General features: G+C 62.7%; 22 protein-coding genes. 12 read left to right on the forward strand and 10 right to left on the reverse strand.

Features of this window, described 5'->3' with window-relative positions; translation table 11 throughout:
* Positions 1-100: 100 nt before the first annotated feature.
* From ABE456_RS23515 to ABE456_RS23535, 5 genes are all read right to left on the reverse strand, one after another.
* A complete protein-coding gene (locus ABE456_RS23515) occupies positions 101-802 on the reverse strand; it encodes an ABC transporter ATP-binding protein (protein ID WP_003254879.1) in 702 nt (233 codons plus the stop codon).
* A complete protein-coding gene (livG, locus tag ABE456_RS23520) occupies positions 803-1,570 on the reverse strand; it encodes a high-affinity branched-chain amino acid ABC transporter ATP-binding protein LivG (protein WP_346646073.1) in 768 nt (255 codons plus the stop codon).
* Entirely contained in the window at positions 1,567-2,823 is a 1,257-nt protein-coding gene (locus ABE456_RS23525; protein ID WP_346646074.1) for a high-affinity branched-chain amino acid ABC transporter permease LivM, read from the reverse strand. Before ABE456_RS23525 ends, livG begins: the two co-directional genes overlap by 4 nt.
* Positions 2,820-3,743 carry a high-affinity branched-chain amino acid ABC transporter permease LivH gene (livH, locus tag ABE456_RS23530; protein ID WP_025340356.1) on the reverse strand — a complete coding sequence of 308 codons (924 nt, stop codon included), beginning with the start codon at positions 3,741-3,743 and terminating at the stop codon, positions 2,820-2,822. The genes ABE456_RS23525 and livH overlap by 4 nt, the downstream gene beginning before the upstream one ends.
* 186 nt (positions 3,744-3,929) lie before the next feature.
* Entirely contained in the window at positions 3,930-5,045 is a 1,116-nt protein-coding gene (locus ABE456_RS23535) for a branched-chain amino acid ABC transporter substrate-binding protein (protein WP_346646075.1), read from the reverse strand.
* Positions 5,046-5,404: 359 nt separating this feature from the next.
* Here ABE456_RS23535 and ABE456_RS23540 point away from each other — a divergent pair, with 359 nt between their 5' ends.
* Positions 5,405-5,716: a DUF2288 domain-containing protein gene (locus tag ABE456_RS23540; RefSeq protein ID WP_346646076.1), complete on the forward strand. Its 312-nt coding sequence runs from the start codon at positions 5,405-5,407 to the stop codon at positions 5,714-5,716.
* A 197-nt stretch (positions 5,717-5,913) separates the two neighbouring features.
* Positions 5,914-6,801, forward strand: coding sequence for an NAD(P)-dependent oxidoreductase (locus tag ABE456_RS23545; RefSeq protein WP_346646077.1), 888 nt, complete (start codon positions 5,914-5,916; stop codon positions 6,799-6,801).
* Here the strand turns inward: ABE456_RS23545 and ABE456_RS23550 are convergent.
* The gene (locus tag ABE456_RS23550) at positions 6,701-8,965 is read right to left on the reverse strand and encodes an EAL domain-containing protein (RefSeq protein ID WP_346646078.1); all 2,265 of its coding nucleotides are present in this window, start codon (positions 8,963-8,965) and stop codon (positions 6,701-6,703) included. The genes ABE456_RS23545 and ABE456_RS23550 overlap by 101 nt on opposite strands.
* Before the next feature lie 343 nt (positions 8,966-9,308).
* Entirely contained in the window at positions 9,309-12,155 is a 2,847-nt protein-coding gene (rapA, locus tag ABE456_RS23555) for an RNA polymerase-associated protein RapA (protein WP_346646079.1), read from the reverse strand.
* A gap of 150 nt (positions 12,156-12,305) precedes the next feature.
* On the opposite strand from rapA, the gene ABE456_RS23560 reads away from it, so the two are divergent.
* From ABE456_RS23560 to ABE456_RS23590, 7 genes are all read left to right on the forward strand, one after another.
* Positions 12,306-13,001: a hypothetical protein gene (locus ABE456_RS23560; protein WP_346646080.1), complete on the forward strand. Its 696-nt coding sequence runs from the start codon at positions 12,306-12,308 to the stop codon at positions 12,999-13,001.
* A 62-nt stretch (positions 13,002-13,063) separates the two neighbouring features.
* Positions 13,064-13,393: an aspartate-semialdehyde dehydrogenase gene (locus tag ABE456_RS23565; protein ID WP_346646081.1), complete on the forward strand. Its 330-nt coding sequence runs from the start codon at positions 13,064-13,066 to the stop codon at positions 13,391-13,393.
* A gap of 67 nt (positions 13,394-13,460) precedes the next feature.
* A complete protein-coding gene (locus ABE456_RS23570; RefSeq protein WP_162948979.1) occupies positions 13,461-13,622 on the forward strand; it encodes a hypothetical protein in 162 nt (53 codons plus the stop codon).
* A 135-nt stretch (positions 13,623-13,757) separates the two neighbouring features.
* Positions 13,758-13,874: a cytochrome c oxidase subunit CcoM gene (gene ccoM / locus ABE456_RS23575; protein ID WP_003254862.1), complete on the forward strand. Its 117-nt coding sequence runs from the start codon at positions 13,758-13,760 to the stop codon at positions 13,872-13,874.
* 298 nt (positions 13,875-14,172) lie between these two features.
* Complete coding sequence (locus ABE456_RS23580; RefSeq protein ID WP_346646082.1) at positions 14,173-16,161, forward strand: FUSC family protein; 1,989 nt, start codon at positions 14,173-14,175, stop codon at positions 16,159-16,161.
* Positions 16,148-16,354: a DUF1656 domain-containing protein gene (locus tag ABE456_RS23585; protein ID WP_346646083.1), complete on the forward strand. Its 207-nt coding sequence runs from the start codon at positions 16,148-16,150 to the stop codon at positions 16,352-16,354. Before ABE456_RS23580 ends, ABE456_RS23585 begins: the two co-directional genes overlap by 14 nt.
* A 12-nt stretch (positions 16,355-16,366) precedes the next feature.
* Positions 16,367-17,236, forward strand: coding sequence for an HlyD family secretion protein (locus ABE456_RS23590; RefSeq protein WP_346646084.1), 870 nt, complete (start codon positions 16,367-16,369; stop codon positions 17,234-17,236).
* Between the two features lie 39 nt (positions 17,237-17,275).
* On the opposite strand, the gene ABE456_RS23595 is transcribed toward ABE456_RS23590, so the two are convergent.
* Positions 17,276-18,034, reverse strand: a complete 759-nt coding sequence (locus ABE456_RS23595) for an SDR family oxidoreductase (protein ID WP_346646085.1) — start codon at positions 18,032-18,034, stop codon at positions 17,276-17,278.
* Between the two features lie 112 nt (positions 18,035-18,146).
* Here ABE456_RS23595 and ABE456_RS23600 point away from each other — a divergent pair, with 112 nt between their 5' ends.
* Both ABE456_RS23600 and ABE456_RS23605 read left to right on the forward strand, forming a co-directional pair.
* The gene (locus tag ABE456_RS23600) at positions 18,147-19,061 is read left to right on the forward strand and encodes a LysR family transcriptional regulator (RefSeq protein ID WP_346646086.1); all 915 of its coding nucleotides are present in this window, start codon (positions 18,147-18,149) and stop codon (positions 19,059-19,061) included.
* 119 nt (positions 19,062-19,180) lie between these two features.
* Positions 19,181-19,510: a DUF2025 family protein gene (locus ABE456_RS23605; RefSeq protein ID WP_346646087.1), complete on the forward strand. Its 330-nt coding sequence runs from the start codon at positions 19,181-19,183 to the stop codon at positions 19,508-19,510.
* Positions 19,511-19,604: 94 nt separating this feature from the next.
* Here ABE456_RS23605 and ABE456_RS23610 read toward each other — a convergent pair whose 3' ends face one another.
* Both ABE456_RS23610 and ABE456_RS23615 read right to left on the reverse strand, forming a co-directional pair.
* Positions 19,605-22,190, reverse strand: coding sequence for an EAL domain-containing protein (locus ABE456_RS23610; RefSeq protein WP_346646088.1), 2,586 nt, complete (start codon positions 22,188-22,190; stop codon positions 19,605-19,607).
* A gap of 51 nt (positions 22,191-22,241) precedes the next feature.
* A complete protein-coding gene (locus ABE456_RS23615) occupies positions 22,242-23,315 on the reverse strand; it encodes a diguanylate cyclase (RefSeq protein ID WP_346646090.1) in 1,074 nt (357 codons plus the stop codon).
* A 130-nt stretch (positions 23,316-23,445) separates the two neighbouring features.
* Between ABE456_RS23615 and ABE456_RS23620 the strand changes: the two genes are divergently transcribed.
* Positions 23,446-24,537, forward strand: coding sequence for an MBL fold metallo-hydrolase (locus ABE456_RS23620; RefSeq protein WP_346646089.1), 1,092 nt, complete (start codon positions 23,446-23,448; stop codon positions 24,535-24,537).
* Positions 24,538-24,698 lie beyond the last annotated feature (161 nt).

Here is a 24,698-nt window from a genome sequence, read left to right on the forward strand (position 1 = left end):
GTGCGATCCCTGTGGGAGCGGGTTTACCCGCGAAAGGGCCGGCACTGGCAACACATTCCTTGCAGGCAGAAAAAAGGGCCTGCGAAGGCCCTTTCCCCAATCAACCACCCAGATACGCGTCGCGCACCTTAGGGTCAGTCAACAGTGCTTCACCGGTACCCTGCATCACCACCCGGCCGTTCTCCAGCACATAGGCCCGGTCAGCGATCTTCAGCGCCTGGTTGGCGTTCTGCTCCACCAGGAACACCGTTACGCCATCACGGCGCAGTTGCTCGATGATGTCGAAGATCTGCTGGATGATGATCGGTGCCAGGCCCAGCGAGGGCTCGTCAAGCAGCAGCAGCTTGGGCTTGCTCATCAACGCCCGGCCAATGGCGAGCATCTGCTGCTCGCCACCGGACATGGTGCCGCCACGCTGGATGTAACGCTCCTTCAGGCGCGGGAACAGCTGCAACACCTTGTCCAGCTGCTCCTGGTAATCGCCCTTGTCGGTGAAGAAACCGCCCATCGCCAGGTTCTCCTCGACGGTCAGGCGGGCGAACACGCGGCGGCCTTCCGGTACCACCGCAATGCTCTTGCGCATGATGTGCGAGGACGGCTGGCCGACCAGTTCTTCACCCAGGTACTTGATGCTGCCGCTGTGCGCCTGCGGCGAGCCGCACAAGGTCATCAGCAAGGTCGACTTGCCGGCGCCGTTGGCGCCGATCAGGGTGACGATCTCGCCCTGATTGATTTCCACGTTGACGCTGTGCAGCGCCTGGATCTTGCCGTAGAAAGTGGAAACGTTCTCGAACTTCAGCATTTACGCTTCCCCCAGGTAGGCTTTGATCACTTCAGGGTTGTCGCGGATTTCCTCCGGCGTGCCGTGTGCCAGGGGGGTGCCCTGGTTGATCACCACGATATGGTCGGAAATGCTCATCACCAGCTTCATGTCGTGCTCGATCAGCAGCACGGTGACGTTGTGCGACTCACGCAGGTAGGCGATCAGCGCCTTGAGGTCTTCGGTCTCCTTGGGGTTCAGGCCCGCTGCCGGTTCGTCGAGCATGATGATGCGTGGCTGGGTCATCATGCAGCGGGCGATTTCCAGGCGGCGTTGCTGGCCGTAGGCGAGGGTGCCGGCGGTACGGTTGGCGAATTCGGTCAGGTTGACCTTCTCCAGCCAGTACTGCGCGCGTTCCATGGCCTCCTTCTCGCTGCGGCGGAAGCTCGGGGTCTTGAACAGGCCGGCGAAGAAGTTGGTGTTGAGGTGGCGGTGCTGGGCGATCAGCAGGTTTTCCAGCGCGGTCATTTCCTTGAACAGGCGCACGTTCTGGAAGGTTCGCACCACGCCCTTGCGGGCGATCTGGTGGCCGGCCAGGCCCTGGATCGGCTGGCCATCGAGCAGGATGGTGCCGCCGCTGGGCTTGTAGAAGCCGGTCAGGCAGTTGAACACGGTGGTCTTGCCGGCGCCGTTGGGGCCGATCAGCGCCACTACCTGTTTTTCCTTGACGGTCAGGGCCACGCCGTTGACCGCCAACAAGCCGCCGAAGCGCATGCTCAGGCCGCTGACTTGCAGAATTTCGCGGCTCATCGACGCAGCTCCATATGTGGACGTTGCATAGGCAGCAGGCCTTGCGGACGCCAGATCATCATCAACACCATCAGCGCACCGAACATCAACATGCGGTATTCGCTGAACTCACGCATCAGCTCCGGCAGCAGGATCATCACGATGGCCGCGAGAATCACGCCCAGTTGTGAGCCCATGCCGCCGAGCACGACGATGGCGAGGATGATCGCCGACTCGATGAAGGTGAACGACTCTGGCGTGACCAGGCCTTGGCGCGCGGCGAAGAAGCTGCCGGCGAAACCGGCGAAGCAGGCACCCAGGGTGAACGCCGAGAGCTTGATCACGGTCGGGTTCAGGCCCAGTGCGCGGCAGGCGATTTCGTCTTCGCGCAGGGCTTCCCAGGCGCGACCGATCGGCATGCGCAGCAGGCGGTTGATCACGAACAGCGCCAGCAAAGCCAGCAGCAGGGCCACCAGGTAGAGGAAGATGACCTTGTTGATCGAGTTGTATTCCAGCCCGAAGAACTCATGGAAGGTCTGCATGCCCTCGGCGGCACGGCGTTCGAAGGTCAGGCCGAAGAGCTCCGGCTTGGGGATGTTGCTGATGCCGTTGGGGCCGCCGGTCCAGTCGGTGAGGTTACGCAGGAACAGGCGGATGATCTCGCCGAAGCCGAGGGTCACGATCGCCAGGTAGTCACCGCGCAGGCGCAGCACCGGGAAGCCGAGCAGGAAGCCGAAGGTGGCGGCCATCAGGCCGGCGATTGGCAGGCAGACCCAGAAGCTCCAGCCCAGGTAGTGCGAGAGCATCGCGTAGCTATAGGCGCCGACGGCGTAGAAGCCTACGTAACCGAGGTCGAGCAGGCCCGCCAGGCCGACCACGATGTTCAGGCCCAGGCCCAGCAACACGTAGATCAGGATCAGCGTGGCAATGTCGACCGCACCGCGCGAGCCGAAGAACGGCCATACCAGTGCTGCGACGATCAGGCCCAGGATCACATAGCGCTGAGTCTTCGGCAGGGTCAGGTAGTTGCTGACAGCCGGCGGGATCAGCTTGCGATCCGAACGGCGGCCCATCACCGCACTCCACTGCTTGTCGAACAGCACGCGCAGGAACATCAGCACCGAACACACGGCGATGATGCTGATGGTGAACGAGCCCTGGCTGTGCACAGCCAGGCTGATGCCGTCGATGCTCAGTTTCAGGCCCAGTACCGGGAAGGCCACGGCCCAGACCAGCAAGGCGCTGAAGAACGCCTGTTTGAGATTTCTGTTCATACTTTTTCAACCTCCGGGCGGCCCAGGATGCCGGTCGGCCGGAATAGCAGGACAAGAACCAACAAGCCGAATGCCACTACGTCCTTGTACTGGTCGCCGAAGATATCGGCGCCAAACGCTTCGGCCACGCCCAGCACCAGCCCGCCGAGCATGGCGCCCGGGATGCTGCCGATGCCACCCAGTACCGCCGCGGTGAAGGCTTTCAGGCCCACCAGGAAACCGGCGTTGGGGTTGATCACCCCGTACTGCATGCTCAGCAGCACGGCCGCCACGGCTGCCAGGGCGGCACCGATGACGAAGGTGAGGGCGATGATGTTGTTAGTGTTGATGCCCAGCAGGTTGGCCATCTTGATGTCCTCGGCGCAGGCGCGGCAGGCGCGGCCCAGGCGGGAACGGGAGATGAACAGGGTGAGGCAGGTCATGGCCACCAGGGTGACCACGAACACCAGGATCTGCATGTAGCTGATCAGTACTTCCTCAGCACCACCCGGCCCGAACGAGAAGCTGCCGGGGATCAGGTTGGGGATGGACTTGTCCTTGGAGTCTTGCGACAGCAAGACCGTGTTCTGCAGGAAGATCGACATGCCGATGGCGGAAATCAGCGGGATCAGGCGGTTGCTGTTGCGCAGGGGGCGGTAGGCAACCCGTTCGATGCTGTAGCCATAGGCACTGGTGACGAAGATCGTCGCGACGAAGGCAACGGTCATCAGGATCGGCAGCGAATGGATGCCCATCATGGCCAGGCCCGCCAAGGCGATGAAGGCCACGTAGGAACCAATCATGTACACCTCGCCGTGGGCGAAGTTGATCATGCCAATGATGCCGTACACCATCGTGTAACCGATGGCGATCAAGGCATAGGTGCTGCCGATGGTCAATCCATTAACCAGTTGTTGGAAGAAATGGTAGATCTCAGGCATTACAGCGCTCCTAAAAACCTGATTTGCATTTCGCTGGCGGGGGTAAGGCCAGGAAACCGCGGGTGACGGTTTTAAGATTTTCAGGTGGGCCCGCCCCCGGATCGCGGGGATCAGGCCCATGAACCTCGTAAAACAAAGCCCACTGCTCGCACAGTGGGCTTCTACGGTCAGCTATTAGTCACGCAGTTACTGAGGGGAGACTTCGGTCTTCGGCTTGCCGAAGTGCCATTCGTAGACCACGAATTTGAAGTCTTTCAGGTCGCCTTTGGCGTCGTAGGACAGTTCGCCAGTAGGAGTCTTGAAGGTGCCAGCGTGGATGGCGGCAGCCACCTTGTCGGTGTCTTCGGACTTGGCCGCTTCGATACCTTTGGCGATCAGTTCGACAGCCGAGTAGGCCGGGAACACGAACGGGCCGCTTGGGTCTTTGCCGTCAGCCTTGATGGCGTCGACGATGGCCTTGTTCTCAGGATCGGTGTCGAACGACTTCGGCAGGGTCACCAGCAGGCCTTCGGAGGCGTTCTGGGCGATCTGCGAGATGGAGTCGTTGCCCACGCCTTCCGGGCCCATGAACTTGGCTTTCAGGCCCTTTTCCTGAGCTTGGCGCAGGATCAGGCCCAGCTCTGGGTGGTAGCCGCCGTAGTAGACGAAGTCGACGTTGTTCTGCTTGAGCTTCTGGATGATCGAGGAGAAGTCCTTGTCACCGGCGTTCAGGCCTTCGAACACGGCAACCTTGGTGCCTTTCTTCTCGAGGGTTTGCTTGACCGCGGTGGCGATGCCTTCACCGTACTGCTGCTTGTCGTGCAGTACCGCAACCACCTTCGGTTTGACGTGGTCGGCGATGTAGTTGCCGGCGGCCGGGCCCTGGGCGCTGTCCAGGCCAATGGTACGGAAGATCAGCTTGTAGCCACGGGCGGTGATTTCCGGGGAGGTGGCGGCCGGGGTGATCATGATCACGCCTTCGTCTTCGTAGATGTCGGACGCTGGCTGGGTGGAGCTGGAGCACAGGTGGCCGATGACGAACTTGACGCCGTCGTTGACCACTTTGTTGGCGACTGCCACGGCCTGTTTAGGGTCGCAGGCGTCGTCGTATTCCTTGGCCTCGAGCATCTTGCCATCGACGCCGCCCTTGGCGTTGATATCCTTGATGGCTTGCTTGGCGCCGATGAACTGCATGTCGCCGTACTGGGTCACAGGGCCGGTCTTAGGGCCTGCGATCCCGATCTTGATGGTATCGGCGGCAAACGAATGGCTGGCTACCCCGGCCAGTACCATTGCGGCGAACAGCTTGGAAATCTTGATCATAGTGCTCCACTCATTCTGTTGTAATTCTTATAGTCCTGGCGGCCAGGGCTACAGACCGGGCGGGATTTGCGGCGTGGCCATGCCAACGCGCAAGCCCACCTTCCCCCGGAACATGTCCCGGAACTGTACCGGTACAGTGTAGAGCGCTGTCCGAGCGCTTGAAAAGCGGTCGAAAAGTGCCTGTTTCCTGGGTTGTCGCATGATCGACACAAAGATACAGAAAAGCGCCATCAAACTGCCTGTATCTGCGACCCCGCCCCACAAGTTCGGGGTCAATCGACCAAATTACATATTTGAAACCGGGTTTTTCTGCAAAAATACCGGCCTTTTTTATTGGCCGATTTTTCCGGATACCACCCATGACTGATCAAACAAGCACCCTCTATGCCAAATTGCTTGGCGAGACGGCAATCATCGAGTGGAAAGCCCTGGAGCGTTTCTGGGCCAAGGGTGACCTGATTTGGGTCGACCCCAGCCTGGACCTGATCACCGTAGCCGAGGCAATGGCCGAGAATCGCAGCGAGATCTTCGCCAAGTGGCGTAGTGATGGCACTGTCGGGCCGGTCACCGCCGAGCAGGCCCTGGACCTGCAAAGCCGCGATCCAGAGATCTGGGCGGTGGTGGTCTCGCCGTTCATCGTGATTCAGGTGAAGGGCCCGGCAGAGGCGTGATCGTTTTTGGTGCGCAAAAATGCGCAGCAGCCCCGTTTTGGTGCTCGAAGGCGTTCAAGGCGGGTAGAGGTAAGTAACAATTCGGCGTGGCGGTAACAGTTTACGGGATGCGTAATGTATCCACAGACCTGCCAGGCGACGCGGAACCTTGCGGGAGCGGCCAGCCTGAAAATGTTCGAATTAGTCAGGAGTCATCGATGAGCACTGCACTACCTTCGCTTGGATTCGCCGGCATCGGCCTGATGGGCCTGCCCATGTGCCGCCGCCTGTTGGCCGCGGGTTACCCGCTGACTGTGTGGAACCGCAACCCGGACAAGTGCGCCGCACTGGTCGCCGCCGGTGCGCGCCTGGCCAGCAGCCCTGCCGAACTTTGCCGCGACAGCGACATGGTGCTGTTGTGCCTGGCCGACACGGCGGTGGTGCGTGAGGTGGTGTTCGGCGAGCAAGGCATTGCCCAGGGCGGGCGCAGTGGTCAGCTGCTGGTGGATTTCTCCAGCCTGGAACCTACTGCCACCCGTGAAATGGCCGCCGAACTGGCGGCACTGTGCGGCATGGCCTGGCTGGATGCGCCGGTGTCTGGTGGCACGCCCGGTGCCGAGGCGGGCACCCTGGCGATCATGGTCGGCGGCGAGGCGGCCGACTTGCAGCGTGCGCGCCCGGTGCTGCAGGTGCTTGGCCAGCGCGTGACGCACATGGGGGCGGTGGGCGCTGGCCAGGTGACCAAGGCCTGCAACCAGATGATCGTGGCCTGCAATGCCTTGGTGATCGCCGAAGTGGTGGCGCTGGCCGAACAGTCCGGGGTGGACGCGACACTGATCGCCGAAGCGCTGGCCGGTGGCTTTGCTGATTCCAAACCGTTGCAGATTCTCGCGCCGCAAATGGCCGAGAGCCGCTTCGAACCCATCAAGTGGCACGTTCGCACGCTGCTCAAGGACCTTGATGGTGCAGTCAAATTCTCCCGCGAGCAGGGCTCGGCGACGCCGCTCAGTGGCCTCGCCGCGCAATTGATGCGCCTGCACGGTAGCCAGGGGAACCTGCATAAAGATCCGGCGACCCTGGTGGAGCTTTACCGCAGCAAGGGCTGAGTACACCGTTCTGGCGCTGCAGCCGCTCCAGCAGCGGCCGCAGTTCGGCCAGCGGCACCGGGCCGCCCAGCAAATAACCCTGCAGGTAGTCGCAGCCGTGGGCTTTGAGGAACTCAAGTTGTTCGGCGGTTTCCACGCCTTCGCTGACCACCTGCAGGTGCAGGGTATGGGCCATGACGATGATCGCCTGCACGATTTCGCGGTCCTTCAGGCTGCCCGGCACTTCCTGCAGGAAGGTGCGGTCAATCTTCAGCACGTCAAGCGGCAGCCGCTTGAGGTAGGCCAGTGACGAGTAGCCGGTGCCGAAGTCATCGATCGACAGGGCCACGCCCAGGGCGCGAACGCGCTTGAGCAGGTTGACCGTACGCTGGATATCGCCCATCAGGGCGTTCTCGGTCACCTCCAGCTCCAGTTGGCGGGGCGCGAGGCCTGCGTGGAACAGTGCCTTTTCGATCTCGTTGGGCAGCTCATCATGGCCAAGGGTGACGGCTGAACAATTCACCGTGACCTTGAGGTCACCATAACCATGGCGCAGCAGGTAGGCCAGGTCGGCACAGGCATGGCGCAGTACCCACAGGTCGAGGTCGATAATCAGGCCGTTGGCTTCGGCGATTCCGACAAAGCGCTCGGGCCCGAGCAGGCCGTGCTGCGGGTGTTGCCAACGCACCAATGCCTCTAGCTTGGCCACTTTCCCGGTACTCAGGTTGAAGATTGGCTGGTAATGCACGCACAGCCCTCGCTCTTCGAGCAGGGCCAGGCGCAGCTCCTCTTCCAGCTGCAAAGCCAGGGTGGCGCGGCTTTTCAGGGTGTCGTTGAAGAAGTTCAGGCTGTTGCGCCCGTTGCCCTTGGACTGGTACAGGGCCAGGTCGGCATGCTTGAGCAGCTCTTCGGCGGTGTTGCCGTCTTCGGGGAAGATGCTGATGCCGATGCTGGTGGTCATGACCATGCGCCGGCCGCCCAGGTCGATGGGCTCTTTCATCCGTTGCAGGATGCGCTGCGCCAGGTGGCGGGCTTCGTCTCGGCTGTTGAGGCTGGTGACCACGCAGAACTCGTCGCCGCCAAAGCGCGCGACCAGGTCGTGACTGCGGGTGGCGGCCTTGATGTGGTTGGCGATCGCCTTAAGCAGTTGGTCACCAGCGTCGTGGCCAAGGCTGTCGTTGATACGCTTGAAGTGGTCGATGTCGAGGAACATCACCGCCAGGCGGCTGGCCGTGGCCTGGTGTTCAAGCAGGCGCTCGGCGAACACCTGATTGAAGCCGCGGCGATTGACCAGGTTGGTCAGGGCATCGTAGTGCGCGGCCTGCTGCAGCGATGCGCGGGCCTGGTCCAGCTGGCTGAGCAGCACGCTGATCCGGCGCAGGTCGTGCTCCTTGCTTTGCAGCTTCTTGTCGGCCAGCGCGGCACTGATGCTGGCGCCACTGATCAGCAGGGTGATGAAACCGATGCCCAGCCCCAGCTGCAGGCTGTTATCACCAGAGGGCAGGCGCAGTGCAGTATCGGCTGGTATGACCAGAGTCATGGCCGACATCGCAGTGAAGTGGGTGGCGACGATGCCGCCGGCCAACAGCAGGCTGGCGCCGTACTTCATGAGCTGGTGCAGGGTGCCGCTGCCATTGCGGAAGTAGCGGGCCAGGCACAGCGCGGCCAAGCTGGTAAGCAGGGCAATGGCACCAGAGACCAGCAGCAGGTTGGTGCGGTAATACTGGTGGGCGCCGGTTTCCAGCGCGGCCATGCCGACGAAGTGCATGAGGATGATGCCCACGCCAATCAGCAATGCGCTCTGCAGGAAGTGATGCGCACGCATCTGGCTGCGGTCGAGGCTATGCATGGCCAGCCAGGCGACGATCAGGGCGATCAGTAGCGAAAGTATGGTAAGGGAAATGTCGTAATGCACTTCCACGGGGGCCTGGAAGGCCAGCATGCTGATGAAATGCATCGCCCATATGCCACCTGCCAGGCAGCAGGCACCAAGCATGTTCCATTGCCGGTGGGCGGTAGGGTCTTCGCTGTGTGACTGGCGTTCGGCCATGTCCAGGGTGGCGAAGCAGGCCGCGCTGGCAACTATATAGGCGAGCAGAACCAGGAAAGGTTCATGCCGGCAATCGATGACGATGCGCCCGGTTGCCGGAAGGTCGGTGAACAGATGCAGTCCCAGCCATTCCATTGAGTGCCTCTTGATCGAGTTTTCACTCGTCTGCGCAACAACCCTGTGCAGACTGTCCAGAGGCAGTATAGGAAGAGGTGTTTAAGCCTTCCTGACTAATGGCACATTGATTTCTACGATTTGGTTATTAATCTAATCGCTGCTTGGCATATAGCGTGAAGTGTGCTGCCTGTTTGCATATTTTTTGAAGGCATTGCGGTCGATGTGGGAGCGGCCTTGTGTCGCGAAAGGGCTGCACAGCAGCCCCAGCAATCCAGACATTGCAGCTGAAACCTCGGGGCCGCTTTGCGGCCCTTTCGCGACACAAGGCCGCTCCCACAAAGGCAGCGGTGCCTGATTTGCCTTAGCCTGCCACCAACACGCGAATGGCTTCCAGGCGCAGGGCGGCCTTTTCCAGCATTGCCAGGCCGTCTTCACGCTGCTTGCGCAGGGCGTCGATTTCGCTGTCGCGCACGCTCGGGTTGACCGCTTGCAGCGCGATCAGGCGGGCCAGTTCTTCGTCGGCTTCTGCCGTGAGGCGGCGTTGGGCCTCGGCCACGCGCTCGACGTGGGCCGGCATGACCTTGGTCTCACCGCCACTGATGCGCTTGGCCAGCACGTCACGCTGGGCCTGGACGAACTTGTTGGCACTGGCGCGCGGCACGCTTTCGAGCTGGTCATTGAGGGTTTCGAAGGCCACGCGGGATGCCAGATCGTTACCGTTGGCGTCAAGCAGGCAGCGCAATGTCGCCGGTGGCAGGTAGCGGCCCAGCTGCAGGCTGCGTGGCGCCACCACCTCGCTGACGAACAGCAGTTCGAGCAGCACGGTACCTGGTTTGAGTGCCTTGTTCTTGATCAGTGCCACGGCGGTGTTGCCCATCGAGCCGGACAGCACCAGGTCCATGCCACCCTGCACCATCGGGTGTTCCCAGGTGAGGAACTGCATGTCTTCGCGCGACAGCGCCTGGCCACGGTCGTAGGTGATGGTCACGCCTTCGTCGTCACCCAGCGGGAAGCTGGCGTCGAGCATCTTTTCGCTTGGTTTGAGAATCAGGGCGTTCTCGGAATGGTCTTCGCTGTCGATGCCGAAGGCGTCGAACAGGGTTTCCATGTAGATCGGCAAGGCAAACTGGTCGTCCTGTTCGAGAATGGCCTCGACCAGCGCCTCGCCTTCACCGGCACCGCCGGAATTGAGCTCCAGCAGGCGGTCGCGGCCAGTGTGCAGCTCGGCTTCCAGGCGTTCGCGTTCGTTGCGAGCGTCGGCCACCAGGGTATCCCAGGCCTTGCTTTCGCCACTTTCCAGCAGCGGCAGCAGGCGCGGGCCGAACTGGTGCTGCAGGGCGTTGCCGGTTGGGCAGGTGTTGAGGAAGGCGTTGAGGCCTTCGTGGTACCACTGGAACAGGCGCTCTTGCGGGCTGCCCTGCAGGTACGGGATGTGCAGCTGGATAGTGTGCTTCTGGCCGATACGGTCGAGGCGGCCGATACGCTGTTCGAGCAGGTCCGGGTGCGCCGGCAGGTCGAACATCACCAGGTGATGGGCGAACTGGAAGTTGCGGCCTTCACTGCCGATCTCGGAGCAGATCAGCACCTGCGCGCCGAACTCTTCGTCAGCGAAGTAGGCAGCGGCGCGGTCGCGCTCGAGGATACTCATACCTTCATGGAACACCGAGGCCGGGATGCCGGAGCGCACGCGCAGGGCGTCTTCCAGGTCCATGGCGGTTTCGGCGTGGGCGCAGATCACCAGTACCTTGGTGCGCTTGAGCATTTTCAGGGTATCGATCAGCCAGTCGACACGTGGGTCGAAACGCCACCAGCGTTCGTCGTCAGCTACCTCGCCCTGGGCCTGGAAGGCGACTTCCGGGTAAAGCTCGGCGTGCTCGCCGGCTGGCAGGTCGCGGTATTGCTCCGGCGTGGCCAGCGGGTAGGGGTGCAGCTGGCGCTCGGGGAAGCCCTGGATTGCTGCGCGGGTGTTACGGAACAGCACGCGGCCGGTGCCGTGGCGGTCGAGCAGCTCGCGGATCAGGCGCGCGCTGGCCTGGGTGTCGCCGTCGCTGACCGCGGCCAGCAGGGCTTCGCCTTCGGCCCCCAGGAAGCCCTGGATGGTGGCGTGGGCCTTGGGCGAAAGGCGGCCTTCGTCGAGCAGTTCCTGTACGGCTTCGGCCACCGGGCGATAGTGCTCGCTCTCGGCGCGGAAGGCGGCCAGGTCGTGGAAACGGTTGGGGTCGAGCAGGCGCAAGCGGGCGAAGTGGCTGTCCTGGCCGAGTTGTTCGGGGGTGGCGGTAAGCAGCAGCACGCCCGGGATCACCTGGGCCAGTTGCTCGACCAGGTCGTATTCGGTACTCACCTGGTCTTCGTGCCAGACCAGGTGGTGGGCCTCGTCGACCACCATCAGGTCCCAGCCAGCGGCAAACAGCGCGTCCTGGGCCTTTTCGTCATCGACCAGCCATTCCAGGGCGACCAGTGCCAGTTGGGCATCTTCAAACGGGTTGCTGGCGTCGCTTTCGATGAAGCGCTCGGCGTCGAACAGGGCCACCTGCAGGTTGAAGCGCCGGCGCATTTCTACCAGCCACTGGTGCTGGAGGTTTTCCGGCACCAGGATCAGCACGCGGCTGGCGCGGCCCGACAGCAGTTGGCGGTGAATGACCAGGCCGGCCTCAATGGTCTTGCCCAGGCCCACTTCGTCGGCCAGCAGTACGCGCGGGGCGCTGCGGTCGGCGACTTCGCGGGCGATGTGCAGTTGGTGGGCGATCGGTTGGGCGCGGCAGCCGCCCAGGCCCCATAGCGCCGACTGCACCTGCTTGCTGGTGTGCTGCAAGGTGTTGTAGCGCAGGCTGAACCACGACAGTGGGTCGATCTGCCCGGCGAACAGGCGGTCGCTGGCCAGGCGGAACTGAATGAAGTTCGACAGCTGGGTTTCTGGCAGGGTGCGAGGCTGGTTTTGCCCGTCCAGGCCGTGGTAGACCATCAGCCCGTCGATGTCCTCGACCTCGCGCACGGTCAGCTTCCAGCCTTCGAAGTGGGTGATCTGGTCACCTGGCGAGAAGCGCACGCGGGTCAGCGGCGCATTGCGCAGGGAATACTGGCGGGTGTCGCCAGTGGCCGGGTAGAGCACGGTCAACAGGCGGCCATCCTGCGCCAGGATGGTACCCAGGCCGAGCTCTGCTTCGCTGTCGCTGATCCAGCGTTGCCCCGGTTGATACTGCTGCGCCATACTGCCTGAACTCCCGCGATGAAAAAGCCGGTTATGTTAACGGATCGGCCGATCAGACCAAAGTGCCGAGCGCACCGAAAGGTATCAAAAGGCACAGTCTAGTCGTTTCATCGCCCTGTACTGCGCCGCCGACGAGGGTCCCGGATCAACATGTCTGCCAAGCACCGCTGGATCAGCGCCTCCATGGCCGTGGGCAGCCTGTTGCTGCTGGCCGCCTGTGAGCAGAAAAATTTCGAGACCTTGCCCGCCATCCCGATGGAGCAACTTGAGGTACTGGGCGTGCAGACGCCGATCAAGAGCGTGCACTTTCGTGACCGCGACGGTGAAGGCCTGCTGGTCTTGAGCCGCAGCGATGGCCAGGCCAGCGACCCGGAAAGCGAACAGGAAGTGGACAAGGTGGTACTCAAGGCCACGTTGTACGGGCGTACTGCCGAAAGTGACGCATTCAAGGCACGTTGGCAGATCGAACAGGAAACCACCTGCCCGGGCCTGGACCTGGACGTAGACTTCTATAACGATGTCAGTGATGTCAGTGACCTGAACAAGGACGGTGTCGCCGAGGTGACGGTGGCCAGCCATGCCTTCTGTGGCGGCGGTATCGACCCGCACGATATTGCCATCGAGATGCGCGAAGGGCAGGCCAGCTACACCATCACCGGCCAATCGCTGATAACCCCGGCGGGCGAGGAGCCGGTCGGCGGCGAGCGCGACGACAGCGCTTCGCTCAAAACCGCTCCGCAGGTACTGCGCGACCATATGGACGCGGTCTGGCAGCAGGTTTACAAGCGGCCCTGGAGCGAAGCCAGCCCGCCAAGCGACGAAGACCCTGGCGACGAAGCCGAATAAGTGTTGCCCGTGACATCAAGGTAGAACCGCGCCTGCCGATACAGGGGCATAGGAGAACTTCCATGCTGCCGCCGATCATTCCGCTCAGTGCCGCCCCGGTGACCTCGCAACAGGACCCGGTCAAACCGACCCCCGACATCAAGCCGGTGGTACCGGCGCAGCCTGCGTCCAGCGAAAGTGCTATCGACCTCAAGCAGCAGCGAGACCCGCAGGAGCAGGCGTTGCTGTTGCGCGATGAACAGCGCCGCCAACAACAGCGCCGTCAGCAAAGCGGGGCGCAGCGTTACAGCGCCGAGCCAGGCGATGAAGTCAACGCCGACAATACCGTGCCGGTGGCGCCACTGATGGACGAGCCTGTGCGCCAGGGGCTGCTGGTAGACATCGAAGTCTGACGCGGGGCTGGTCAGCGCCTGCGCCTGGCTTCATCATGCAAGTCTCAGTTGATCGTCGAGCCCACCCATGAGCCAAGACAACCTCATCGATTTCGATGCCGAACGCGCCAAGCGCGTCCACGACCTCAAGGAAAAGCGCCTGAACGAAATGCGCAATGCATTCGAGCAGGCCTTGCCGTTGAACACCAGCAAGAAAAAGAAGCCCAAGGGCAAGCCGAAGAAGCGCTGAAACTTGACGCAGGTCAACCCTGCACCCGCCTCGCGTGCCCGGCCCCGGGCACCATTGACCCCGATCAATTTTCCCTGCCCCCACATTGGTTAACTTGCACCCATCGGACAACGGCAAACGAATGGGGAGGCCAGCATGTTCTTCGACAACGTGGTTATCGCCGGTGTGGTAACGGTCGGGTTGATGGTCGCTTTCTTTGCCGGTCTGGGCATTTTCATCTGGAAGGACTCGAACAAGCGCAAGCCGCGCTGACCTTCCGGGTACACGAGCACGCAAGGCATTTTGGGCGACTTCGGTCGCCTATTTTTTTGCCTGGGATTTGGGTTTTGCCTGTACCGGCCTCTTCGCGGGTGAACCCGCTCCCACAGGGACCGCGCACAACTCGAATCCTGTGAGGCCCTTGTGGGAGCGGGTTCACCCGCGAAGAGGCCGGCACAGGGGTTCCGACCTGTCAGTAAAGATGATTAGCTAGCTAATTAATAGTTTCCATTTTATCCTGCTCACCATTGTCTATCTTTTCAGTAAGACCATCCCCCGCAAGGTCCGCCTCGTGCCCATCACCCTCCAGGCCCTGTTCGCCCCCAGTAGCCTCGCCCTCAAGTTCGCCATCAAGACCCTGTTCGGTGGCGGCCTGGCGCTGTGGCTGGCGATGCGCTGGGGCCTGGAGCAGCCGTCATGGGCGCTGATGACCGCCTTCATCGTCGCCCAGCCGCTGTCGGGCATGGTGGTGCAAAAAGGCATGGCGCGGCTGGCCGGCACCTTGGTCGGCACGGTCATGTCGGTGCTGTTCATCAGCCTGTTCGCGCAAACCCCCGGCCTGTTCCTGCTTGCCCTGGCCCTGTGGCTGGCCCTGTGCACCGCAGCATCCACCCAACTGCGCAGTGCCTGGGCCTATGCCTTCGTGCTGGCTGGCTACACCGCGGCGATCATCGCCTTGCCGGCCATCGACCACCCGCTGCTGGTGTTTGACCAGGCCGTGGCGCGCTGTACCGAAATCTGCCTGGGTATTTTCTGTGCCACTGCCAGTAGTGCCTTGCTCTGGCCCATGCGGGTGGAGCAGCAGCTGGGCGGGCAGGCCCGGCAGGCCTGGCACAACGGCCTGCAGGCCGCCAGTGCCATGCTGGGCGGCGAAGACGAGGCACGCAAAGGCTTGCTGGAGAGCCTGGGCCGCATCGTTGCTATCGACAGCCAGCGCGAACATGCCTGGTTCGAAGGCAACCGCGGGCGCCAGCGGGCCCGTGCCATTCTTGGCCTGAGCCAGAAACTGATTGTGCTGCTGCGTATCTCCCGTTCGGTGCGGCGCCAGTGGCGGCAACTGGATGAGCGGGAGGCCGAGCACCTGGCGCCGTGGTTGCAGGAAGTGCGCACGCTGCTGGGCAAACCCGACCAGCCCGGTCTGTTGCTGCTGCGCCAGCGTATCTGGGATGCCGCACATGATGAGCAGATCAGTTCGGCGGAACACTTCTGCCTGGCACGCATGGCGCTGCTGCTGGATTACGCCATGGCCGCCAGCCAGGCGCTGGAGGATGTGGAAGCGGGCAGGGCGCCAAAAGACTTGTCCCAGGGCCTGGCCGCGCATCGCGACTGGTCGCTGGCGTTGCTGTTCGGTTCACGCAGCGCGCTGGCCTTTCTGGTAATGAGCGGCTTCTGGCTGGCAACGGCCTGGCCCTCGGCACCGGGTGGCCTGGTGCTGACTTGTGTAGTCTGCAGCCTGTTCGCCAGCCGCGAGAACGGCGCGCAGATTGGCCTCAGCTTCCTGCGCGGGATCTTCCTGGCGATACCGGCGGCGTTTCTGGTCGGGCAGATCCTGCTACCGCAATGGAGCAGCTTCGCCATGCTTTGCCTGGGCATGGACGTGCCGCTGTTCCTCGGCGCCCTGGGCATGGCCCACCCACGTACCGGGGCCACCGCCACTTCCTATTGCCTGCATTTCATTGTGCTGGTGTCGCCGCTCAATGCCATGCAGTTTGGCGTGGCGACCATGCTCAACAGTGCCCTGGCGATGCTGGTGGGGGTGTCGGCGGCGGTGATGGCCTTCCGTTTGTTGGTGTTCCGCCACCCGGCCTGGCTGGGCCGGCGCCTGCGTGCAGCCACCCAGAGCGACCTGGTGCGCCTGACCCGGCGCGACCTGCGCGGGGCCGACACTTGGTTTGGCGGGCGTATGGCCGACCGCCTGATGCAACTGGCGCGGCATGCCGGCGAGCTGCCTGAGAGCGAGCGCAAACGCTGGGATGACGGCCTGCACGGGCTGGATATCGGCGATGAACTGGTGCACCTGCGCATGTGCCTGGCGGTCGCCCAAGCCCCCTTGGGGCGGGCCGAGCGCGAATACCTGCAGCAGGTGGAGACGGTACTGGCCAAAGGGCCGGCGCCAGGTCGCGGTCAGCGTCTGGATGCTGCCAGCGAGCAGTTCATTGGCGCTTTGTGCCGGCTGCCCGAGAGCGACGCGCTGCGGTTGGCCGAAGGTGCGGTGCTGCAATTGCAGAAAAGCTGGGGCAAGTGGTGCCGCTGGCAGGAGGAAACCCATGGGTTTGCGTGAGTGGGAAGTGGGCGGCGTGCTGCTCAGCCCGTTTCTGCTTTATGTGTTGCTGGCGCTGGTGCTCACCGGCCTGCTGCGCCTGGTGGTGCAGGCCACGCCATTGGGGCGCTGGATCTGGCATGAAGCGCTGTTCGACACGGCGCTGTTCGTTTGTGTGTTGTTCCTGGTGGTGCGACTGCTGGGGACGTTATGAAGGAGTGTTTCGATGCGTGCCGCCGTACGTACCCTGGTAACCCTGTGTGTTGTCGCCCTTGCCGTGTTCGCCGGCTACCAGCTGTGGCAGTACTACATGCTCACGCCCTGGACCCGTGACGCCCGAGTGCGCGCCGATGTCGTGGTGGTCGCCCCTGATGTGTCTGGCTGGGTGCGCGAGCTGAAGGCCCGCGACAACCAGCAGGTCAAGGCCGGCGACCTTTTGATGAGCATCGACCGCGAACGCTTCCAGGCGGCCTTTGACCAGGCCAGCGCGGTGACCGAAACCCGTGCCCAGCAACTGCGCCTACGCGAACGTGAAGCGGCCCGACGCACGGCCCTGGGGCCGGAGGCGATCAGTGCCGAGTTGCGTGAGAACGCCCAGATCAATGCGGCCATCGCCCGTGGCGAGTTGCATGAAGCCGAGGCGCAGTTGCAGGTTGCCAAGATCAACCTGGCGCGCAGTGAAGTGCGCGCACCGCGCAGCGGGCATATCACCAACTTGCGCTTGGCCGAAGGCAACTATGTGAATACCGGGGAAGCGGTAATGGCCCTGGTGGATGATTCAACCTTCTATATCCAGGCCTATTTCGAGGAAACCAAGCTGCCGCGCATTCGCGTGGGCGATACGGTGAAAGTCTGGCTGATGGGCGCGGGCGAGCCGATGCAAGGGCACGTTGAGAGCATCAGCCGCGGTATCACCGACCGCAACAGCAACCCGGATAGCCAGTTGCTGCCGGAGGTGGAGCCGACCTTCAACTGGGTACGCTTGGCCCAGCGCATACCCGTGAGGATTCGCCTGGATCAAGTGCCGGAAGGGGTGACCCTGAGTGCGGGGATGACGGCGAGTGTGCAGGTGCATGAGGGCAAGGATCGGCAATGAGGGCCGTGCGGGCCGCAAAGCGGCCCCCATTTCTCGGGTTCAGAGGAACATCCCGCCCGAAACCTCCAGCCGCTGCCCGGTAATCCAGCCATTACCGTCTTCCAGCAACAGTGCAATCGCCGCCCCGATGTCATCCGGCAAGCCCACCCGCCCCAGCGCCGTGTTGCCAGCAATGTAGTCATTCACCTGCTGGTTATCCCGTACCACGCCGCCGCCAAAATCAGTCTCGATCGCCCCTGGCGCCAGAATGTTCACGCGAATGCCACGCGCCCCCAGTTCCTTGGCCTGGTAGCGGGTCAGCACCTCCATCGCGCCCTTCATTGCGGCATAGGCGGCATACCCCGGCAGCGCAAAGCGCGCCAGGCCGGTGGAAATGTTGACGATGCGGCCATTGTCGACCAACAGCGGCAATAGGCGCTGGGTGAGGAAGAACGGGCCTTTCAGCTGAATGTTCAGCAACTGGTCGAACTGCGCCTCGCTGGTTTCAACATAAGGCACGTTCAGCCCGATGCCGGCATTGTTCACCAGGAAGTCGAAACGCTCGCGGCCAAAATGCTGCTGCAGGGTTGCGCCCAGGCGTTCGGCGAAACCGGCAAAGCTGGCGCTAGCGCTGACGTCCAGTTGCAGCATGGCGGCCTTGACCCCTGCTTGCTCCAATAGGGCAACCACGGCCTGCGCTTCGTCGGCCTTGCTGTGGTAGGTACCGATGACATCGATGCCGCGTGCGGCCAGGTGTTCGGCAGCGTTACGGCCGAGGCCGCGGCTGGCGCCAGTGATCAGGGCAATCTTGCGGGTCATGGCTAAAACCTCATGGTGGGCTGATGAGGACAGGTTATTGGTCGGTGTGGCGCTGTTAAATCCTGAAAATATGGAAATACTGTTCGCAAAAACCGGATAGTCGAGGCGTAGAGTGAACAAGCTGGAGTTATTGCGCACCTTTGTGTGGGTCAGTGAGGTCAGCAGTTTCACCCTGGCTGCCGAGGGCCTAGGCCTGCCACGTTCAACCGTCTCGGAGCAGGTCAGGGCGCTGGAGCGTTTGCTGGGCACGCAATTGTTCAACCGCACCACCCGGCGGGTGCAGGCGACCCAGGATGGCGCCTTGCTGTACGAGCGCAGCAAGGACCTGCTATCGGGCATGGACGAGATCGAGGGCCTGTTCCGTGCCGATGACGCCGAACTGGCCGGTCGCCTGCGGGTCGACTTGCCGACCATGATGGCCCGCCGGGTCATCGTGCCGGCGCTGCCGCAATTTCTTCAGCGCTTCCCGCGCCTGGAAGTGGAGCTCAGTTGCACCGACCGCCAGGTCGACCTGTTGCGCGAAGGCTTTGACTGCGTAATGCGCATTGGCGCCCTGCATGATCTGGACGTGGTAGCGCGGCCAATCGGGCAACTGAGCATGCGCAACTGCGCCAGCCCGGCCTACCTGGCCCGCTACGGTGTGCCGCACACGCTGCAGGACTTGGCTGAGCACCGCTTGGTGCATTACGTGCGTACCCTGGGCGCGCGCAGCGCCGGTTTCGAGTACCAGCGCGACGGTGAGCTGCATTTTCAGGCCATGGCCGGTACCGTCACGGTCAACAACGCCGAGGCGTACTCAGCAGCCTGCCTGGCGGGGTTGGGGCTGATCCAGGTGCCGGCGGTGGGGGTGGCTGAGCACCTGCAGCGCGCAGAGCTGGTTTCGGTGCTGGAGGCGTGGCAGGCCCCGGCGATGCCCGTGTCACTGCTTTATGCCCGGCAGCGGCATGTGCCACGTCGGGTCCAGGCCTTCATGCAGTGGCTGGCCCAGGTGCTGCATTCTCAGGTTGATGCCGGGAGCGGTGATTGAGAAAAGCCGTGGCGCGTGTACGGTGGCTTGCGTTAGGCTGCCACTTGCGAGTTGCCCGGCAGAGGCGACCATTCCCCGCCTGGCGTGCGTATCTTCCGATTTCTTTGCGAGGTTACGTCATGGCCATCACTTCCCAGGACATTTGCAACGCTGCCGACCAGCTCAAGGGTTTTGTCGGTTTTCATGGCAAGCGCGGCGTTCATATCGTGCGGTTTTCCGAAGATGCATTCGGCATGGACGTGGCCGACGACAGCATCACCCCGTGCAGCGAGTTTGTCTGGCGGCCCGAGCAAGGGCAGCGCATGGCCCTGTGCCGCGAAAGGCTGGCATTGTTGCTGGAGCAGCATGTGGATGACCGCCTGAACATCGGCGAGCCGCTGCGCGCCTACCAGCGCCGCCGTGACCTGCCAGAGATCGTGGCCGAGCGCAGCTTGCAGCAGCCTTGCTGAGAATCCATGGAGCGTTGATATCAGCCAGTCAAGGTTACTGGGGCCGCAACGCGGCCCCAAATTGCTTACTAACAGGGATTGGGGTAACCCGCTACTAAAAGGGATGTGCGGAGCCTTGAGAGGGGGGCTGCAACAACGCCGCTACCCCCGCGCTGTCTACCGGCCGGCTCAGGTAATAGCCCTGCACTTCGTGGCAGCGGTCCTTTTCCAGCAGCCTGAGCTGCTGCTCGCTCTCCACGCCTTCGGCCGTTACCGTCAGCCCCATCGCTTCGCCCAGATTGATGATGGCCTGGACCACGGCGCGGTCGCTGCCGCCTGTGTTGTTCAGGCCACTGATGAAACGTTTGTCAATCTTGATGCTATCGAACGGGTAGGTGCGCAGATAGCCCAGCGACGAATAGCCGGTGCCGAAGTCGTCCATGTTCAGGCGCACGCCCAACTCCTTGAGCGACAGCATGGTACCCAGCGCGCCTTCGATGTCGTTGAGCATCACGTTTTCGGTGATCTCCAGTTCCAGGCGCTGGGCAGGGAAGGCGGTGTCCAGCAGGATCTCGCGCACGTCGGCGACCACATCGCTGCGCAGGAACTGCGCTGGCGACAGGTTCACCGAAACCAGCACGTCGGCGGGCCAGTCGTGGGCGGTGCGGCAGGCTTCGCGCAGCACCCAGCGGCCCAGCGCGACAATGATGTCGCTCTGTTCGGCCAAGGGGATGAAGGTGTCCGGCCCCAGCAACCCTTCCTGCGGATGCTGCCAGCGTAGCAGGGCCTCGACCGCGACGATGCGCAGGTCGCTGAGGCGATAGCGCGGCTGGTAATGCAGCTGGAACTCCTGGTTGCGCAGGGCTCGGCGCAAGTCGTTCTCCAGCTGGCGACGGTACTGGATCTGCTGGTTCATTTCGGCGGCGAAATAGCGCCAGGTGTTCTTGCCATCAGCCTTGGCCTGGTACAGCGCAATGTCGGCGCATCGGATCAGTTCGCCGGCATCGAAGCCCTGGGTGCGGGTTTGGGCGACGCCGATGCTGGCGCCAATGTGCAAGGGTTGGCTGTCGAAGACGATGGGTTGCTGCAGCAGGCGGATCAGCCGTGCACAAAAGCCGTCGATTTCGCTGCGGTTGTCCATACCGCTCAGCACCAGGATGAACTCGTCGCCGCCCAGGCGCGCGACCAGGTCACCATCGCGGGTAGTGTCACGCAGGCGCGTCGCCACCTCCTGCAGCACGGCGTCGCCGGCAGCGTGGCCAAGGGAATCGTTGATCGGCTTGAAGTTGTCCAGGTCTAGCAGCAGCAGGGTCAGTGGCGGTGCATCGTGGCCGCGCAGCAGCGCTTGTTCGAGGTGGCGAGCGAGCTTGTTGCGGTTGGCCAGCCCGGTCAAGGGGTCATGCAGCGACAGGTGCTGGATGCGTGCATGGGCGTCGACTTCGTCGGTGATATCGCTAGCGGTGCCACGAAAGCCGATGGGCTTGCCGTCATACCAGATTGCGCGGGCCGAGATCCGGCAATAGCGGTTCTGGCCATTCTGGTCACGGTAGGTGCAGCGCAAGTTGGCCAGTTGTTGCGGGTCGGCAGTGGCCAGGGCATCCAGCCAGGGCGAGAGCGGCGTGGTATCACAGGCCAGCAATTGGTTGAGCGGGTGGCCCAGCCAGTCGTCCACCGGGTAGCCGGTGACGTTGGCAAAGCGTTGCGACAGATAGGTCAGGCGTTGTTGCCGGTCGGTTTCCCAGATCCAGTCGGACGCCGACTCGGCCACTGCACGGAAACGCTGCTCGCTGGCTTCCAGGGCCTGGTTGCTCTGTTGCAGGTGTGCAAGCGTGAGGTCGATCGCCCGTGAACTGCGCAAGGCATGGCGGAACAGGTACAGCATGACCAAGCCGAGTATCAGTAGGGCGCATACCAGCGGTGGCAATACGGCCCGCAGCAACTGCTGCCCCGGTAGCGGGCTGCTCCAGGCCAGGTGATAGCCGGTGTTGCCCAGGTCGATGTGCAGGTGGCCGTGCTCGGCCACATCTTCCTTTTCCACATGCATACCGGTCAGGCCGGCTCCGCTGCCAAGCCTCGCCAGCTTGTCTTCGGTAAGCTGGTCGACGAACAGCATCACCGGTGCCTGGCTCACCTCGCTGTCGGTGACATCCCGGTCCGGGCGCACGGCCGCGGCACTGAGCACGGCCGGCCAGCCGTTGAACAGAACGAACCGGGTGATTTGTTCGCGTGCAACGGCGGCTGCACGGGCCTGCTCGATGATCGGCTGCAGCGGTGCATCTATATAAGTGCTGGCGGCCGCCTGGCTGGGTTGGCCCCTGAACAAGGCATAAGTGGTGCGCGCGTTCTCCAGCACGAACACACCTTCGTAGCCACTGGCGCTGTACAGCGACTCACCCACGTTCTTTTCTTCGTAGGCCCATTTCCAGTCGGCCTGGCCTGCCAGGTGTTCGAAGGCAGCATCCCAAACGGCGTAACTGGACAGGAACTGGCGCGAGGCGAGCAGCCTCTGCTCCAGCGCCTGGGTAGCCTGAGAGGCACTGCGCTGTCGCTCCTGATGGTCAAGGGTGGCGGCGATATTGAACAGAGCGATGAGGGTGATCAGGCTGGCCAGGCCGAAAACTGCACTGAAGCCTGCAATGAGTCGGCGCACCTGGAAGCGTGGCGCGGGTCTGGCGGGTGGAAGGTTGGCGGTCCTGGCCATGCGCGAGCGGCTCCTTCAAGCTGCCTCCCGCCAAGTGGTCAGGAAGGAGGTTCAATCAGGATAGGCCAGCCTGAGCGTGGCAGCTTCGCTGCGAGCAAAATTGACCTGATCACGGCCAGCGTGTTTGGCGGTGTATAGCGCCTTGTCCGCTTGTTCAAGCCAGTGCTCGGGAGATTCCAGGCCGGCCTCGAACGCCGACAGGCCAATACTCAGGCTGATGCGCAGGTGCGGAAGTTGTGGGTTGCGGTAGCTGGCAATTTGCTCGCGCAGGCGTTCCATGGCAAGGCAGGCTTGGGCTTCGCTGGTGTCTGGCAGGATCACGCTGAACTCATCACCGCCGTAACGCCCAGCCTGGTCGCCGTCGCGCAGGTTGCGCCGCAGCTCTGCACCAAGTTGGCGCAGCACGCAGTCACCCACCACGTGGCCGAAGGTATCGTTGATGGTCTTGAAATGGTCGATGTCGATCAGGGCAATCACTGCATTGCCCTGTTGTTGCTGGCAGGCCTGGAACTTCAGCAGCAGCAGGTCTTTCCAGGCGCCATGGTTGAGCAAGCCGGTCAGGCTGTCGGTGAGGCTCAAGGCGCTTAGCCGGCGCTTGTGGTCGGCCAGCTTGATCGCCAGCTGGTAACAGACCCAGCCCAGGACCAGCGGGTAGAGCGTCAGCATCGGCAGGCATGCATAGATCTGCAGGGGCGTTGCATTCAGTTGCAGGCCGGGGCCAAAAACCAGGATGGCGGTGAGCATGCCGGCGAGCTGAGCGAGCCCCCCCCTGAAGACCAGGCGCTTGCCGCCCGCTGCGACGTTGTTCATGGTCATCATCGACAGCACGGTGACACTGGGCAGCGGGTTGAACTGCATGGCGGCGGTCCAGAACCCGCCCATCAGCGAGTCCAGTAACAGGTTGCGCTGTTCAGCCTGGTAAGGCGCCGCAGAGCGGGAGGCCCACAGGTAAGCCACATGCGGCCACAGCAGCCCGTGGAACAGCACTAACAGCCATGCCCAAGTGGGTGGCGACAGCGGCGCCATGCCAGCGAGCACACCAAGCAGGCCGATGCCCAGGCCGATGACACGCGGCAGGTAGATGCGCTTGACGAAAGAAAGCCCTTTGCCGCTGCGGTTGTCCATCATGGTCATCGTTCTTCTGCCGGTGCACCGTTTATCGCATAACTCGCGTGAATATTGTTGATCAGTGTTTCATCAGCGAAAAATGACCTTACAAGCCAATTCACGGTTGATCCGGTCACTGTGGGGTAACATGAAGGCTTTCCTGTTGCTCGGAGTGTTGCTGATGGTTTCTTTGGCCAACCCCGCCGGCGAGCCGGCACTGCAGCGGGACGGACGTTTTCACAACCAGGCGTTACTGCCACAAGATGGCGTATTGAAGAAGCTGCGCATCGGGCTGAAGTACCTGTTCCTGCGCAAACCGCCGCAGACGCGGCCGGCCATGCCGATCAGCCTGCAGCCCATGACCCGTCAGCAGGTGCTCGACGCTCCCGATCACAGCCTGTGGCGCCTGGGCCATTCAACGGTTTTGCTCAAGCTACGCGGGCGCTTCTTTATTACCGACCCTGTGTTCGCCGAGCGCGCCTCGCCGGTGCAGTGGGCCGGCCCGCTGCGTTTCCATGCGCCGCCCCTGGCATTGGAGGGATTGCCACCGCTGGCTGCGGTGGTGCTGTCCCACGATCACTTCGACCACCTGGATGAGCAGGCGATTCGCCAGCTGGCGCCGCGTACCGGTGTGTTTCTGGCGCCGCTGGGGGTGGGAGACCTGTTGATTAGCTGGGGTGTTGCACCGGCGAAGGTGCGCCAGCTGGATTGGTGGCAGGAAAGCGAGGTTGAGGGGGTACGCTTCGTTGCTACCCCGGCGCAGCACTTTTCCGGGCGCGGGTTGCTGGACAGCAACCGGACCTTGTGGGCGTCCTGGGTGATCGTCGACGACGGCGTGCGGGTGTTCTTCAGTGGGGATACCGGCTACTTCGAAGGGTTCAAGCAGATTGGTGAACGTTATGGGCCGTTTGACCTGACCCTGATCGAGACCGGGGCCTACAACGTCGCCTGGCCCGATGTACACATGCAGCCGGAGCAGAGCCTGCAGGCCCACCTGGATCTGCGCGGCCGCTGGTTGTTGCCGATTCACAACGGCACCTTTGACCTCTCTATTCACGGCTGGCAGGAACCGTTCGAACGTATTCTGGCGTTGGCCAACAAGGCGCAGGTGCGCTTGAGTACCCCGCAGATGGGCGAGCGGGTCAGTCTTGACTCACCCCATGCGGGGCAGAACTGGTGGCAGCCGCGGCCAGTGCGTCAGCGGGGCCAGGCGAATGAGCGCGCGGTGACGACACGCTGAGGCGCTGCAGGGGTTGAGGCAGGCACCTGGTGGCTCTGATACGGTCTTTCCCCCTTATATTTCAATTTCTTGAAATTAAAGGTTGACGCGCTTTCGAATCCCCTTATAATGCGCCCCACTTCCAGCGACAACGGAACGACAAACTCCTTGAAATTCAACGA

This window comes from Pseudomonas sp. TWI929, assembly GCF_039673335.1.
Taxonomy (GTDB): Bacteria; Pseudomonadota; Gammaproteobacteria; order Pseudomonadales; family Pseudomonadaceae; genus Aquipseudomonas.

Coding starts and splice junctions, on each gene's coding strand:
- ABE456_RS23515 (WP_003254879.1), bottom strand. CDS start 802: ATGCTGAAGTTCGAGAACGTTTCCACTTTCTACGGCAAGATCCAGGCG.
- livG (WP_346646073.1), bottom strand. CDS start 1,570: ATGAGCCGCGAAATTCTGCAAGTCAGCGGCCTGAGCATGCGCTTCGGC.
- ABE456_RS23525 (WP_346646074.1), bottom strand. CDS start 2,823: ATGAACAGAAATCTCAAACAGGCGTTCTTCAGCGCCTTGCTGGTCTGG.
- livH (WP_025340356.1), bottom strand. CDS start 3,743: ATGCCTGAGATCTACCATTTCTTCCAACAACTGGTTAATGGATTGACC.
- ABE456_RS23535 (WP_346646075.1), bottom strand. CDS start 5,045: ATGATCAAGATTTCCAAGCTGTTCGCCGCAATGGTACTGGCCGGGGTA.
- ABE456_RS23540 (WP_346646076.1), top strand. CDS start 5,405: ATGACTGATCAAACAAGCACCCTCTATGCCAAATTGCTTGGCGAGACG.
- ABE456_RS23545 (WP_346646077.1), top strand. CDS start 5,914: ATGAGCACTGCACTACCTTCGCTTGGATTCGCCGGCATCGGCCTGATG.
- ABE456_RS23550 (WP_346646078.1), bottom strand. CDS start 8,965: ATGGAATGGCTGGGACTGCATCTGTTCACCGACCTTCCGGCAACCGGG.
- rapA (WP_346646079.1), bottom strand. CDS start 12,155: ATGGCGCAGCAGTATCAACCGGGGCAACGCTGGATCAGCGACAGCGAA.
- ABE456_RS23560 (WP_346646080.1), top strand. CDS start 12,306: ATGTCTGCCAAGCACCGCTGGATCAGCGCCTCCATGGCCGTGGGCAGC.
- ABE456_RS23565 (WP_346646081.1), top strand. CDS start 13,064: ATGCTGCCGCCGATCATTCCGCTCAGTGCCGCCCCGGTGACCTCGCAA.
- ABE456_RS23570 (WP_162948979.1), top strand. CDS start 13,461: ATGAGCCAAGACAACCTCATCGATTTCGATGCCGAACGCGCCAAGCGC.
- ccoM (WP_003254862.1), top strand. CDS start 13,758: ATGTTCTTCGACAACGTGGTTATCGCCGGTGTGGTAACGGTCGGGTTG.
- ABE456_RS23585 (WP_346646083.1), top strand. CDS start 16,148: ATGGGTTTGCGTGAGTGGGAAGTGGGCGGCGTGCTGCTCAGCCCGTTT.
- ABE456_RS23590 (WP_346646084.1), top strand. CDS start 16,367: ATGCGTGCCGCCGTACGTACCCTGGTAACCCTGTGTGTTGTCGCCCTT.
- ABE456_RS23595 (WP_346646085.1), bottom strand. CDS start 18,034: ATGACCCGCAAGATTGCCCTGATCACTGGCGCCAGCCGCGGCCTCGGC.
- ABE456_RS23605 (WP_346646087.1), top strand. CDS start 19,181: ATGGCCATCACTTCCCAGGACATTTGCAACGCTGCCGACCAGCTCAAG.
- ABE456_RS23610 (WP_346646088.1), bottom strand. CDS start 22,190: ATGGCCAGGACCGCCAACCTTCCACCCGCCAGACCCGCGCCACGCTTC.
- ABE456_RS23615 (WP_346646090.1), bottom strand. CDS start 23,315: ATGGACAACCGCAGCGGCAAAGGGCTTTCTTTCGTCAAGCGCATCTAC.
- ABE456_RS23620 (WP_346646089.1), top strand. CDS start 23,446: ATGAAGGCTTTCCTGTTGCTCGGAGTGTTGCTGATGGTTTCTTTGGCC.